The following is a 13,510-nucleotide window of genomic DNA, read 5'->3' as shown; positions in this document are numbered from 1 at the left end:
TATTTTGAGCGGAAAGTGACACAAGAAATAATGCGTCTAAGCTTTCAATGAATTTATTTATCGTAAATTAAAGGGTTTAAGACCCCAACCATTACATGTAGCATCCATTTCAGTCGGGGTTTAAATCCCCGTCTGAAATGTCTTTAATTTTGAATTTTGAATTTTGAATTTTGAATTGTTAACGGGTTCTCCCCCCTGCTCCCTGCCCCCTGCCCCTTTTCCTCTTTGTGACTCCCTCATCCCATAGATTTGAAGCCCTCGCAGCGTTTCATCCCAGAGTTAGACGCGGGTGGTTTTCATGTTTATATACCATTAAACGGGGAATGTGCCTCAGAAAACCGGAGACTGGAGATAAAAATGAGGTCGTGACCTAGCTAAAATTTTGGGATTCGTCATCATGTATGAACTAGTTCAAGCTGTCTTCAACGGTGATGAAAAAACTGCTCTACATCAGTTGATTTATACGTTGAGTGCTTCAGGTAAGCGTTACTTCCTGAGAAATGAAATTTTACAAGCTTTTGCCGATTACTGTCATCAATCCCAAAAGCCAGCCTATTTTTACTATTCTTCTTCTGTGGGCAAACTGATACAGTACACCCACGAAATAATTTTTGAAGAAGAAAGTACCTGGTTCGTGGTTCGCCCCAGGATTGCTAGCCAGGAAGTTTGGAAACTGACAGCTGATTTTAATAGTTTCGAGCAGATGACGCCTCAAGCGCTGCTAGATGTGAGAGATCGCCTAGTCAACCGCTACCAACCCCACATCCTGGAAATCGACCTCCACCCGTTTTACGAAAGTTCTCCAAGAATCGACGACCCCAGAAATATTGGTCAAGGTTTAGCCTTCCTCAACCGTTACCTGTGCAATCAATTGTTGACTGACCCCCAATATTGGGTGGAAATGTTATTTCAAGCATTACAGGGGCTACAACACGATGGAATTCGGCTGCTGTTGAGCGATCGCATTCCTTCAGGGATTCACCTAGCCAAACAAATTAAGCTAGCGCTCAAATTGCTAAATGAGCTTGAGCCTGATGAACCTTATGAAAAATTCCGCTTCGCTCTTCAAGAACTCGGCTTTGAGCCGGGTTGGGGTAACACTGCGGCGCGAGTCTCCGAAACCCTAGAACTCCTCGATCGACTCATTTATTCTCCAGAACCTGGCATCTTAGAAACATTTGTGGCCCGCGTCCCCGCCATTTTTCGCGTTGTCCTCATTTCCATCCACGGCTGGGTGGGACAAGAAGATGTCTTAGGAAGAGATGAAACACTAAGTCAAGTTATCTACGTCCTTGAACAAGCCCGCAGCTTAGAAAACGAACTGCGTGAACAAATCAAACTCGCTGGACTGGATGTGCTGGGTATGAAGCCACATGTGATTATTCTCACCCGGCTAATCCCTAACTGCGAAGGGACATTTTGCAACCTGCGCTTAGAAAAAGTTCAAGATACTGAAAATGCTTGGATATTGCGCGTTCCTTTTGGTGAATTCAATCCTGAAATTACGAACAATTGGATTTCTAAATTTGAGATTTGGCCCTATTTAGAAAACTTTGCTCTAGATGCAGAAAAAGAATTGCTAGCTCAATTCCAAGGTAAACCTGATCTTCTTGTTGGCAACTACAGCGACGGTAACTTAGTGGCTTTTCTTTTATCGCGCCGGATGAAAGTTACCCAGTGCAACATTGCCCATTCCTTAGAAAAACCTAAATATCTATTTAGTAATTTATATTGGCAAGATTTAGAAGACCAATATCACTTCTCGGTACAATTTACCGCCGATTTGATTAGCATGAATGCAGCCGAGTTTATCATCACATCATCCTATCAAGAAATTGTCGGCACACCTGACACCATAGGTCAATACGAATCGTACAAATGCTTTACGATGCCGCAACTTTATCATGTAGTTGATGGCATTGATTTGTTTAGTCCTAAATTCAACTTAGTGCCGCCGGGAGTAAATGAAAAGATTTTCTTTCCCTATAGCCAAAAAGAAGACCGAGATATTAAGCTTTGCACACAAATTCATGGCCTCCTCTTTACCCGCGAAGACCCCCAAATCTTTGGTCATTTAGATAACCTTAACAAGCGACCAATCTTTGCCGTTGCTCGCATCACTTCAATCAAAAATCTCACTGGGTTAGCGGAATGCTTTGGTCAAAGTCAGGCGTTGCAAGAGCGCTGTAACCTAATCCTTTTAAGTAGTAAACTGCATCCAGATGAAGCTACAAACTTAGAAGAAGCAGAAGAAATCCAAAAACTCCACGAGATTATTGAGCAATATCATCTCAATGGCAAAATTCGCTGGGTGGGGATGCGTATCCCTAGCAGCAACGTCGGCGAAGCCTACCGAGTAGTTGCAGATTCTCAGGGAATTTATGTCCACTTTGCCCGCTTTGAATCCTTCGGTCGGTCTATCTTGGAAGCGATGATTTCCGGCTTGCCAACTTTTGCTACTCAATTTGGCGGCTCTTTAGAAATTATCGAAAACCAAGAGAATGAATTTAATGTTAATCCTACAGACTTAGAAGGTACAGCAAAGAAAATTTTAGGCTTTGTTGAACAATGCAGTACTGAAGATGACTATTGGCAGGAAGTCTCAGAATGGATGAGTCAGCGAATTCATCATAGATACAATTGGCATTTACATAGTAATCAATTACTACAGCTTGCCAAAATATTTAGTTTTTGGAACTTTGTTGCTCCAGAAAATAACGAAGCCAGAGATCGCTATATGGAAACCTTATTTCATCTCATTTATAAACCTAGAGCCGAAAAGATTTTGGAAAAACATAAGGGGGGATGAGGGAGTGGGGAGTGGGGGAGCAGGGGGAGTTACAAGTTAAAGCATTGGCTTAAGGGACTTCCAAATAAAAAAATATCCCAAAACTGACGCAAAAATCTTCTCTATTTCTCCCCTCTCTGTGTTCTCTGCGTCTCTGTGGTTCGTTCATTTAGATAATTTATTTCTTGGAAGTCCCTAAAGACTCATTCATCCACCTTAGATACTCATTCATCCACCTCAGAGACTCATTCATCCACCTCAGAGACTCATTCATCCACCTCAGAGACTCATTCATCCACCTCAGAGACTCATTCATCCACCTCAGAGACTCATTCATCCACCTCAGAGACTCATTCATCCACCTCAAAGACTCATTCATCCACCTCAAAGACTCATTCATCCACCTCAAAGACTCATTCATCCACCTCAAAGACTCATTCATCTACCTCAGATACTCAAAATCTCCAATCCAATCCTAATTACGAATTACGAATTAGTTTCTCCCTACTCCCCAACTTATGCAAACAAAAGGTCATTCTCGCAATTTTATCTACACAGACTGGATTTTAATCGAAACCCAGTTTGACCCTGAGCAATTGCACTCTAAAGAAACCGTCTTTACAATCGGCAATGGATACCTGGCAACAAAAGGCAGTTTTGAAGAAGGTTATCCTCATGCATTGCCAGCTACTTTTATCAACGGTGTCTACGACGATGTGCCGGTGGTGTACACTGAACTGGCAAATTGCCCTGACTGGTTACCTTTGGTAGTGATTGTAAATGGCGATCGCTTCCGTCTCGATCAAGGTGAGATATTGCGCTATGATCGGCAGCTTGATTTACGCTACGGACTTCTGTGCCGTTACTTGCGTTGGCGCTCTCCCAGTGGAAACACTATAGATATTAACTTTGAACGCTTTGCTAGTTTTGCAGATCAGCATGTGTTGGCGCAACGCTGCCATTTAACGCCAGTAGATTTTGATGGGTCAATTGAAGTTCAGGGAAGTATCAACGGCTATCCAGAAAATCAGGGTTTTAATCACTGGGAAGGACTAGATCAAGGCAAGACTGACCAAGGAATCTGGTTGCAACGCCGCACCCGCCACTCCCGAATTGAACTCGGTATGGGCGCAACAATGAGAATCTCAGGCACTGAAGCATCTTCGCAAGTCAGTACTGCACCTGGTTATCCAACCTTGAGCATGACCTACCTGGCTAAATCACAACAGACTGTAACCGTAGAAAAAATCGTGACAGTTTTTACCTCGCGGGAGACTGAGACACCAGTTTCAGCAGTTACAGAAAAACTCGCGCACCTGCCAGACTACGCAACACTACTAAAAGCCAATCAGCAGGCATGGGATGAGGTGTGGCAGCAAAGCGACATCCTCATTGAGGGGGATAGCACAGCTGCTTTTGCTGTTCGCTACAATCTATTCCAGCTACTGATAGCTGGGTCACGCCATGATGACAGGGTGAGCATTCCTGCTAAAACCCTTTCTGGGTTCGGCTATCGCGGTCATATCTTTTGGGATACAGAAATTTTTATGCTGCCCTTTTTTCTGTTTACCCAACCAGCGATCGCTCGAAATTTACTCAGTTACCGTTGGCACACCTTACCAGGAGCTAGACGCAAGGCTGCCCATTACGGATATAAAGGGGCAATGTTTGCCTGGGAAAGTGCTGATACCGGAGATGAAGTAACACCACGTTGGGCGCTCGGAAATGATTTTTATGGTGAAGACGTGCGGATTTGGTGCCGCGATCGCGAAATTCATATCAATGCAGATATTCCCTACGCCGCTTGGAACTACTGGCAAGCCACTGGTGATGATGAGTGGATGCAACAGCGCGGCGCAGAGATTATTTTGGATGCCGCCATCTTCTGGGGTAGCCGGGTCGAATTCAATCCTGAGCGCCAACAGTATGAAATTCGGGGAGTGATCGGTGTGGATGAATACCATGAATTCGTCCACAATAACGCCTTTACAAATCGGATGGCGCAATGGCATCTAGAGAAAGCGATCGCAGTTTATGATTGGTTGGCTCACAAGTTCCCCGAACGAGGTACTGAACTAGAACAGAAACTAAAACTTACACCACAGGAGCGAACGCACTGGCAAGATATCATCGCCAAAATCTTGTTCCTCCATGACCCATTAACAGAGCTAATCGAGCAGTTTGAGGGATTTTTCCAATTAGAAGATATCAACTTAGCAGATTACCAAGGGCGCGATCGCTCCATGCAAGCCATCTTGGGTATTGAGAAAACCAATAAATATCAAGTAATCAAACAGCCAGATATATTGATGCTCCTTTATTTAATGCGGGAATCAGCAGATTTTCCCTACAACCAAAAAGCATTGCAGACAAACTGGGACTACTACGCACCCCGCACAGACATTAGCTATGGTTCGTCCCTTGGCCCAGCAGTTCACGCAATTTTAGCTTCCGATTTGGGCAAATCAACGGAAGCTTACGAAGTGTTTATGCAAGCGTTAATGGTGGATCTTGAAGATAACCGAGGTAACACCAGCGATGGAATTCACGGTGCTACTGCTGGTGGCGTTTGGCAAGCTGTAATTTTTGGATTCGGCGGCATTCAACTAACCGAAAATGGCCCCGTAGCCAACTCCCATCTGCCTGATGGCTGGACACGCCTGAAATTTAAACTCCACTGGCAAGGATTATGGCACGACTTTGATCTACGCAAAGAACAAGTCACGCAAAATAGAACTCGTCACCTAGAATATCTCCAACTTTCCCTCTCCTCAAATCCCCCAAATTTCCCCTCAGAAGCTTCTAAAAACCAGACTTCCCCCCCTGCTCCCTCATCCTCCCCTGCCTCCCCTGCCCTTTCATCCCCCCCATTCCCCACTCCCCACTCCCCACTCCCCACTCCCCTAACATCCAACATCCAAGGATTCATCTTCGACCTAGATGGAGTGCTAACAGATACAGCAGAACTTCACTATCAAGGTTGGCAAAAGCTAGCGGATGAAGAGGGTATACCGTTTAATCGGCAAGCTAACGAAGCGCTGCGGGGTGTATCCCGTCGTGCTTCCCTGATGCATATTATTGGAGATAGACCCTATTCGGAGGCACAAATCGAGGAGATGATGGAGCGGAAGAATCGCTACTATGTGGAATCGATCCAAAACATGACACCCAAGGATTTATTACCAGGTGCGATCGCCCTCTTGGATGAACTGCGGCAAGCTGGGATTAAAATAGGTATTGGTTCAGCTAGCAAAAATGCCCGCACAGTGATCGAGCGATTGGGCATTGCTGATAAAGTAGATGCGATCGCAGACGGTTATAGTGTACAACAACCCAAGCCAGCACCCGACCTATTTTTGTACGCAGCCAAGCAGCTAGAACTCGAACCAGCGCAATCTGTAGTTGTAGAAGATGCCGCAGCAGGCGTTGAGGCGGCCCTAGCCGGTGGTATGTGGGCAGTAGGACTCGGCCCAACTGAACGAGTTGGAGCCGCTCATATTGTTTTGCCCAGCTTAGAAGGGGTCAAATGGGCAGATTTAAGAGCCAAATTAAGCAAGATTGCTAGACAAAAGGCTTGCTCTTCCTGATCTTTACCCCCAATTTATCGGGGGTCGCCGCAGGCGGGGGGATCTTAGGGACTTCCAAGAAATAAATTATCCAAATGAACGTAGACGCAAAGCGGTGAAGCAGCGCGGTCCTGGGGGTTTCCCTCATGAGCGACTGCACCAAGCCGGAGGGCTTGCCGAAGGCTACCACTCCAGACGCAGAGAACACAGAGAGGGGAGAAATAGAGAAGATTTTTGCGTCAGTTTTGGGATATATATTTTTTTATTTGGAAGTCCCTTATGCGAACCTATTGCGTGCTGCGCTGCTTTTTCGGTCAGAATATCCAAAATTAGGAGTACGAGCGTGAAATTGGACGATTTAGCCTTACAGATACAGAAGATACGTAAGTGCGTCGCCCTTTTGCAACGCCAGAGTGAACAGCAAAATACACAAGAAGAGATTGAACTCGTTACCGCAGTATTAAAAGAAGTCTACCTAGCTTTGGAAGAACTGCAAATAGCTCATGAAGACTTACAACAGCAGAATCAAGAATTATCCAAGTCCCAAAAGTTATTAGAAGCACAAGGTCAACGCTACCAGGAACTATTTGAGGAAGTACCAGACGCTTATTTTGTGACTGATACAAAAGGGCTAATTCAGGAAGCTAACTCAGCCGCCACTACTCTGCTCAACATTTCCAAAAGTTTCCTGTTGGGAAAACTCCTGGGGATTTATGTGCTTGAGAAAGAAATAATTGCTTTTCATCTGAAACTGCTTGATCTGCGCGATCATGCCGAAATCCCAGACTGGAAAATGCAAGAATGGGAAGTAAACCTGCGACCACGTAACAGAACGCCAATTATTGCTGGGGTTAAGGTGGTTGCTATCCGTAATCAAGAAGGTAGGTTAATCAGTTTGCGGTGGATATTGCGGGACATTAGCGAAAGCAAACGAACCCAAGGCAAGCTGCAATGGGCAGAACAGGCGATGCGACAAGCGCTTGCCAAAGAAAGGGAGTTTAGTGAACTTAAATCCCGCTTGCTCACCATCACCTCCCATGAGTTTCGCACTCCTTTGACCACCATCCACTCTTCTGCGGAACTACTAGAATATTATCGCCATCTATGGAGCGACGAGCGACAACAGACCCACCTGCGCCGCATTCAAACATCTGTTATGCATATAACCCAGTTGTTGAATGATGTATTGGTGCTGAGTCAGGATGAAACAGGCAAGTTAGAGTTTAATCCAACACCCCTGAATTTGGTGGAATTTTGCCGCGATTTATTAGAAGAATTAGAACAGAGCGATCGCTCACAACACGCGATCGCTTTTAGCAGTGAGTGCCAATGCACCTTAACTAACTTAGACGCGAAACTACTACGGCAAATCTTGAGTAATTTATTCTCAAATTGTCTAAAATACTCTCCCATTGGTAGCACAGTTAAGTTTTCTGTCACCACTGCCAACGAGCAAGCTATATTCCAGACTCAAGACTCTGGTATTGGCATTCCCCCAAATGACATTAAACACATCTTTGAACCCTTCCATCGCGCCAGTAATGCAAGCAATATGCCAGGAATGGGATTAGGAATGTCCATCGTCAAGCAGGCTGTAGATTTACATGGCGGCGAGATTATTGTCGAAAGTGCGATCGGTGCGGGAACTACCTTTACCGTAACTCTGCCATTTTCGAGAAATTTGAATATATAGCAGCTTGCACAGCTTTTAAGTCAATTTACACTTTAGAAGACTTTATACAGCAGATTTCAAGGAAGGTGAGGTACACCAGCTAAGTCTGTTACCCAGCCATAAAGCGTGTTTTACTGCTGAATTCTATATTCTGAATTCTGCTGTAAATAATCAATCACTTTTATTTATTGAATTCAAAATAAAATATAATTGCTTCTATGCTGAAAGGTCTTTAAAGTGGGGTTAGCCGGTCAACAATAAGTTGATTGTAAAGTTTTTCTTAACAGTAGCTTAGGGAAAGCAATTCAAATACTTTGTATATTTAACTGTGAGTTTAAAATATTACGCCTGTGGTAATCTCTAACAAATCAGAATACGCACTTCTAGCCCTGTTAGAGTTAGCAACCTGCTACCCTAACGGTGAAGCCCTGCAAATTCGAGAGATAGCGGCATTACAAGACATACCGAACCGCTATTTGGAACAACTCCTAGCCACATTAAGGCGTGGAGGTTTAATTAAGAGTATACGCGGAGCCAAAGGTGGCTATGTTCTGGCGCGAGATCCCGGAAAGATTACAGTGTTAGATGCTTTTAGCTGCATGGAAGGGTCAGATATCGTTGTCTCTACTTCTGAGCCAACTCCAAACACAGTAGAAGGTGAGCTAATTCAGGAAGTCTGGCAGGAAGCCCGTCAGGCTGCTAACTCAGTTTTAGAAAAATATACACTCCAAGACCTTTGCGAACGAAGATCAATGCGAAAGCAAAAGGAACTCATGTATTACATTTAGAAAGGATGAAGTAGGAAAATTTTCATCCTTAGTATGAAACTAATAACCTGTGAGGCTGTTATATGCCTGAAGTAAATTCTCAACAGCCTATAAATAGTGCCGCTACTCTGGTGGAGAATTATGCAGCAGGAAAACGGGACTTTAGTAAAGCAGAACTTGGTAATGCTGATTTGCAAGGCATTAACTTGAAAGGTTCTGACCTTAGTTATGCTGACTTGAGTGAAGCTAACCTGAGTGGCGCAAATTTGAGGGGAACTGATCTGAGTTTTGCCGATCTGGGTCAAGCTAATCTGAAAGATAGCGATCTGAGGGGAGCATTGTTGATGTCAGCGAATCTTCGCCAAGCCGATCTCAAAGGAACGAAGCTGGAAAAAGCAGACTACGATCGCAGCACCCATTTTCCCCAAGATTTCGACCCAGTGAAAGCGGGTATGCAGATAAAAATAATTCGTAATTCGTAATTCGTAATTCGTAATTCGTAATGACGCTTCTACGTAGATAACGTAATTAAGTTTTGTAACGGGTATTTATACTAAGGATTTTGGGCAACGCATAATTAATTATCATCAAATGTCTATTGTACTTGCCTCAAGATAGAAGATATTTTTCCTAAAAGAGTTGTATTTTGGTGAAGAAGCCTATCTAATGAGGTTGACAATGGAGGCGAAAAGTGAAACCCTTAACCGACGCGCACCGCTAATTACTGCTGGAATTTTTCTTGGTGTGGGTCTTGGAGGGTTTATTGATGGAATTTTACTGCATCAGATCCTCCAGTGGCATCACATGCTCAGTAACATTCGACCTCTGAACAACACGGCAAATATAGATTTGAACATGGTATGGGATGGGTTATTTCATACCTTGGATTGGGTATTCACCGTGGTGGGACTTGTGTTGCTATGGCGTGCCGGAGGGCGTGATGATGTACCTTGGTCATCACAGACCTTTATTGGGTCAATATTGATTGGTACTGGGTTGTTCGACTTCGTTGAAGGTTTAATTGACCATCAAATTCTCGGTATCCATCATGTGAAACCAGGGCCAAATGAGTTAGCTTGGGATTTAGGATTTCTTGCATTCGGTGTGCTACTTATTGTCATCGGCTGGATAATGATAAAAAAGTCAAGAGTCATTAGTCATTAGTCATTAGTCATTGGGCATGGGGCATGGGTCAATAATCAATAGTTCTGCTCCCCCTGCTCCCCACTCCCCGCTCCCCACTCCCCCCTATGACAGATACTTTTGAAAAAACTAGCTGGAGTTGGCAGCTTTCTCAATTTCAACAACAAGCGGGAGAATGGTGGGAATACCAGTTTTACCGCTTTGAACGCGCAATGCCCGAATTTCCTAGTGGATGGTCAATTAGCCCAAGGCTAGGTGAATTGCTGAAATTCCTGTTTTGGCTGGTACTAGGTTTATTTATCGCTTGGGTGGGTTGGCGATTATGGCGAGAATTCAGTCCTTATATATATTCTTGGCTGAATAGAAGTGGTAATCTCACTGATTTTCGCGTAAAAACTCACTCTAGTGAGTCATCCATAGCCCTTCTGTTGGAGCGATCGCAACAATTTTACCGTCAAGGAAACTACCGTGAAGCTTGCCGTTGTCTCTATTTAGCAATGTTGCAGCAGTTGCATCAAAACGCGATTGCACCCCACAAACTCAGTCGCACTGATGGAGAATATCTGCAATTGCTGCGATCGTCTGTGACTCCTATACAGCCTTATGAGACTTTAATTACCACTCACGAGCAATTATATTTTGGTAATGCCGAGATTTTGCCAGACAATTATGAGCAGTGTCGGCAAGCTTATCGGGAAATCTCCCCAGATTGAAGAGAAGGAAGAAATTCCTAACTCAACTGTACTGTGCAATGGTCGGCAGTTTTACCCAATACTATAAAAAAATAGAGCAGTTGCACTGTAATACAACTGCTCTAAAAACTACCAAGATAGATATTTACTACCTATCCACAGACCCCATGATTACGTCAACACTGCCGAGAATCACCACAATATCTGCAACCTTCATGCCCCGCAGTAAATGTGGGACAATCTGAAGGTTGTTAAAATCTGCTGCGCGAATCTTCCAACGTGCAGGGAAGACGTTATCATCTCCAACCAAGTAAATTCCCAATTCACCTTTGCCACTTTCTACACGAGAGTAAATTTCACCCTTGGGAATCTTGAAAGTGGGGGAAACTTTTTTACCGATGAATTGATAATCGAATGCGTCCCACTCGGATTTTTTACCTGCGGCTAAACGCTTGGCTTCCAGATTTTCGTAAGGGCCGCCAGGAAGTCCTTTAATTGCTTGGCGAATAATCTTCACAGATTCGCGCATTTCCCGCATCCGCACCACGTAACGGGCAAAGCAATCACCGGCGGTTTCCCACTGTACATCCCAGTCGAAATCGTCGTAACATTCGTAATGGTCAACTTTTCGCAAATCCCATTGCACGCCAGATGCGCGTAACATTGGGCCAGAAAGTCCCCAGTTAATTGCTTCTTCACGGGTGATAGTACCAATACCCTCAACACGTCGCCGGAAGATGGGGTTATCGGTTACTAAGCGTTCATACTCATCAACTTTGGGCAATAGGTAGTCGCAGAATTCTAGACACTTATCTACCCAACCATAAGGTAAATCGGCTGCTACTCCACCAACGCGGAAGTAGTTGTTATTCACCATCCGATAACCTGTAGCGGCTTCCCACAAATCATAAATCATCTCCCGTTCCCGGAACTGGTAGAAGAAGGGAGTTTGTGCGCCTACGTCAGCGAGGAAGGGGCCAAACCACAGCAAGTGGTTAGCGATGCGGTTCAACTCCAGCATGATGACGCGGATGTAGCTAGCACGTTTGGGGACAGCAACACCTGCAAGCTTTTCTGGAGCGTTGACAGTGACGGCTTCGTTGAACATTCCCGCCGCGTAGTCCCAGCGACTAACGTAAGGGACGTACATTACATTAGTACGGTTCTCAGCGATTTTTTCCATTCCCCGGTGCAAATAGCCGATAACCGGTTCACAGTCAACAACATCCTCGCCATCCAGAGTCATGATTAGCCGCAGAACCCCGTGCATTGAGGGGTGGTGTGGCCCCATGTTTAGCACCATTGGTTCAGTGCGGGTTTCTAGTCTGGTCATAGATTTCGTGTTCTCCGTTCGTGAAAATTTTGAATTGAATCGCCCAGATGCCAACCAGACCCGATTTATCTAGTTTGCCAAAATGAGGTTTGTAGGGGCAATCTATATAATTAGGACTCTACAGGGTTATGTTGGAGAGAGGATAGCAGCCGAGGAGTTGTAATTGATGTTTCATTTCGTTGCACCTCTTCAATTATTATAGGGAAGCTTGATATGCAAGGGATTGAGGCACAGGTTTTTTTCATGTAATCTCTTTTTGCATTTAAAATCCTGATGTTGTTAAATCCTGCTCAATCTTGTATAAGTTAGTGTCTAAGCAGAATGGTACGTATACAGCCAACAGCTATTTAGATTTTTGAAGAAGAATTCAGAAGTCAGAATACAGGAGCCAATTTATTTATCAAAAATAAAATTAAAGATGAAATCAGATTCACAAACACCGCTAGATTTACAAGAACTGGCTTTTTCCCATATTTCCGTTTTGGGCCGGGAGGTAATTGAGGGTTTGGCGGTGCGTCCAGGCGGGCATTATTTAGATGTGACGGTAGGCTCAGGTGGTCACAGTCGCTTGATCTTAGAAGCTGCGGCGGATGTGCGGGTAACAGCAGTTGACCAAGATAAAGATGCTTTAGCCGCCGCGCAAAAGAATTTAGCTGAATATAGCGATCGCGTACAATTTATTCATCGCAATTTTGCTGACTACGAGTTTACCCCTAACACCTTCGATGGTATTTTAGCCGATTTGGGGGTAAGTTCTTACCATCTAGATCAAGCAGAACGAGGTTTCAGCTTTCGCCAAGCTGCAAATTTGGATATGCGAATGGATCGAGGGCGATCGCTAACTGCTGCTGATGTGATTAATAATTGGGATGAAGCAGAATTAGCAGATATTTTTTTTAAATATGGTGAGGAGAGATTATCGCGGCGCATTGCTCGTCGTATTGTAGAACGGCGGCCGTTGCACACGACTACAGAATTGGCTGATGCGATCGCTTCTTCAGTTCCCCCGAAATACCGTTATGGGAGAATTCACCCCGCTACCCGTGTTTTTCAAGCTCTGCGAATTGTCGTCAACGATGAGTTAAAATCCCTAGAAACCTTTTTGGATAAAGCACCAAATGCCCTTGTCCCTGGCGGCAGAATTGCGATTATCAGCTTTCACAGTCTGGAAGACCGCCCCGTGAAACATGGTTTAAGAAATTCACCTTTATTAAAGGTCTTGACAAAAAAACCGATTATTGCTCAAGAAGAGGAAATTAGTAATAATCCGCGATCGCGATCGGCCAAACTGAGAATAGCAGAGAGAAAGCAGGAGTGAGGTGAGATACAGATGGGAAAAATCTAGTTAATCCTCATCTCATTAGCACAAGTCATGAAAAAATAGGAATGCACCGAGAGGGACATCTCCAAGAGAACAAAATAGATTAACGCTCTTTTATTACTCTCATGAGAGTATAATTAATTACTAACAGTTTAACTTAGCAAGGGTATTTAATTGGGTTCAAGAACGGCTACCTCCACGATCACCGTGGTAGATCAGTACTGCGAT

General features: G+C 44.3%; 10 protein-coding genes. 8 read left to right on the top strand and 2 right to left on the bottom strand.

Features of this window, described 5'->3' with window-relative positions; genetic code table 11:
• Positions 1–397 precede the first annotated feature (397 nt).
• Positions 398–2,809, top strand: a complete 2,412-nt coding sequence (locus LC653_RS28275; protein ID WP_229497973.1) for a sucrose synthase — start codon at positions 398–400, stop codon at positions 2,807–2,809.
• A gap of 157 nt (positions 2,810–2,966) precedes the next feature.
• On the opposite strand, the gene LC653_RS28270 is transcribed toward LC653_RS28275, so the two are convergent.
• A complete protein-coding gene (locus tag LC653_RS28270) occupies positions 2,967–3,230 on the bottom strand; it encodes a hypothetical protein (RefSeq protein ID WP_229497972.1) in 264 nt (87 codons plus the stop codon).
• A gap of 76 nt (positions 3,231–3,306) precedes the next feature.
• On the opposite strand from LC653_RS28270, the gene pgmB reads away from it, so the two are divergent.
• From pgmB to LC653_RS28240, 6 genes are all read left to right on the top strand, one after another.
• Positions 3,307–6,375 carry a beta-phosphoglucomutase gene (gene pgmB / locus LC653_RS28265; protein WP_229497971.1) on the top strand — a complete coding sequence of 1,023 codons (3,069 nt, stop codon included), beginning with the start codon at positions 3,307–3,309 and terminating at the stop codon, positions 6,373–6,375.
• 322 nt (positions 6,376–6,697) lie between these two features.
• Complete coding sequence (locus tag LC653_RS28260; RefSeq protein WP_229497970.1) at positions 6,698–8,047, top strand: PAS domain-containing sensor histidine kinase; 1,350 nt, start codon at positions 6,698–6,700, stop codon at positions 8,045–8,047.
• Between the two features lie 329 nt (positions 8,048–8,376).
• On the top strand, positions 8,377–8,814 hold the full coding sequence (locus LC653_RS28255; protein WP_229497969.1) for an RrF2 family transcriptional regulator: 438 nt from the start codon (positions 8,377–8,379) through the stop codon (positions 8,812–8,814).
• Between the two features lie 62 nt (positions 8,815–8,876).
• Positions 8,877–9,275 (top strand): Alr5209 family pentapeptide repeat protein, encoded by a 399-nt coding sequence (locus LC653_RS28250; RefSeq protein WP_229497968.1) that lies wholly within the window; start codon positions 8,877–8,879, stop codon positions 9,273–9,275.
• A 196-nt stretch (positions 9,276–9,471) separates the two neighbouring features.
• Complete coding sequence (locus tag LC653_RS28245; RefSeq protein WP_229497967.1) at positions 9,472–9,957, top strand: DUF2243 domain-containing protein; 486 nt, start codon at positions 9,472–9,474, stop codon at positions 9,955–9,957.
• A gap of 86 nt (positions 9,958–10,043) precedes the next feature.
• Positions 10,044–10,649, top strand: a complete 606-nt coding sequence (locus tag LC653_RS28240) for a DUF4129 domain-containing protein (protein WP_229497966.1) — start codon at positions 10,044–10,046, stop codon at positions 10,647–10,649.
• 127 nt (positions 10,650–10,776) lie between these two features.
• On the opposite strand, the gene LC653_RS28235 is transcribed toward LC653_RS28240, so the two are convergent.
• The gene (locus tag LC653_RS28235) at positions 10,777–11,961 is read right to left on the bottom strand and encodes an NAD(P)H-quinone oxidoreductase subunit H (protein WP_179067814.1); all 1,185 of its coding nucleotides are present in this window, start codon (positions 11,959–11,961) and stop codon (positions 10,777–10,779) included.
• 418 nt (positions 11,962–12,379) lie between these two features.
• On the opposite strand from LC653_RS28235, the gene rsmH reads away from it, so the two are divergent.
• Complete coding sequence (rsmH, locus tag LC653_RS28230) at positions 12,380–13,279, top strand: 16S rRNA (cytosine(1402)-N(4))-methyltransferase RsmH (RefSeq protein ID WP_229497965.1); 900 nt, start codon at positions 12,380–12,382, stop codon at positions 13,277–13,279.
• Positions 13,280–13,510 lie beyond the last annotated feature (231 nt).

Source organism: Nostoc mirabile CHAB5784 (assembly GCF_020829645.1).
Classification (GTDB): domain Bacteria; phylum Cyanobacteriota; class Cyanobacteriia; order Cyanobacteriales; family Nostocaceae; genus Nostoc; species Nostoc mirabile.
This window is presented reverse-complemented; position numbering and strand designations above follow the sequence as displayed.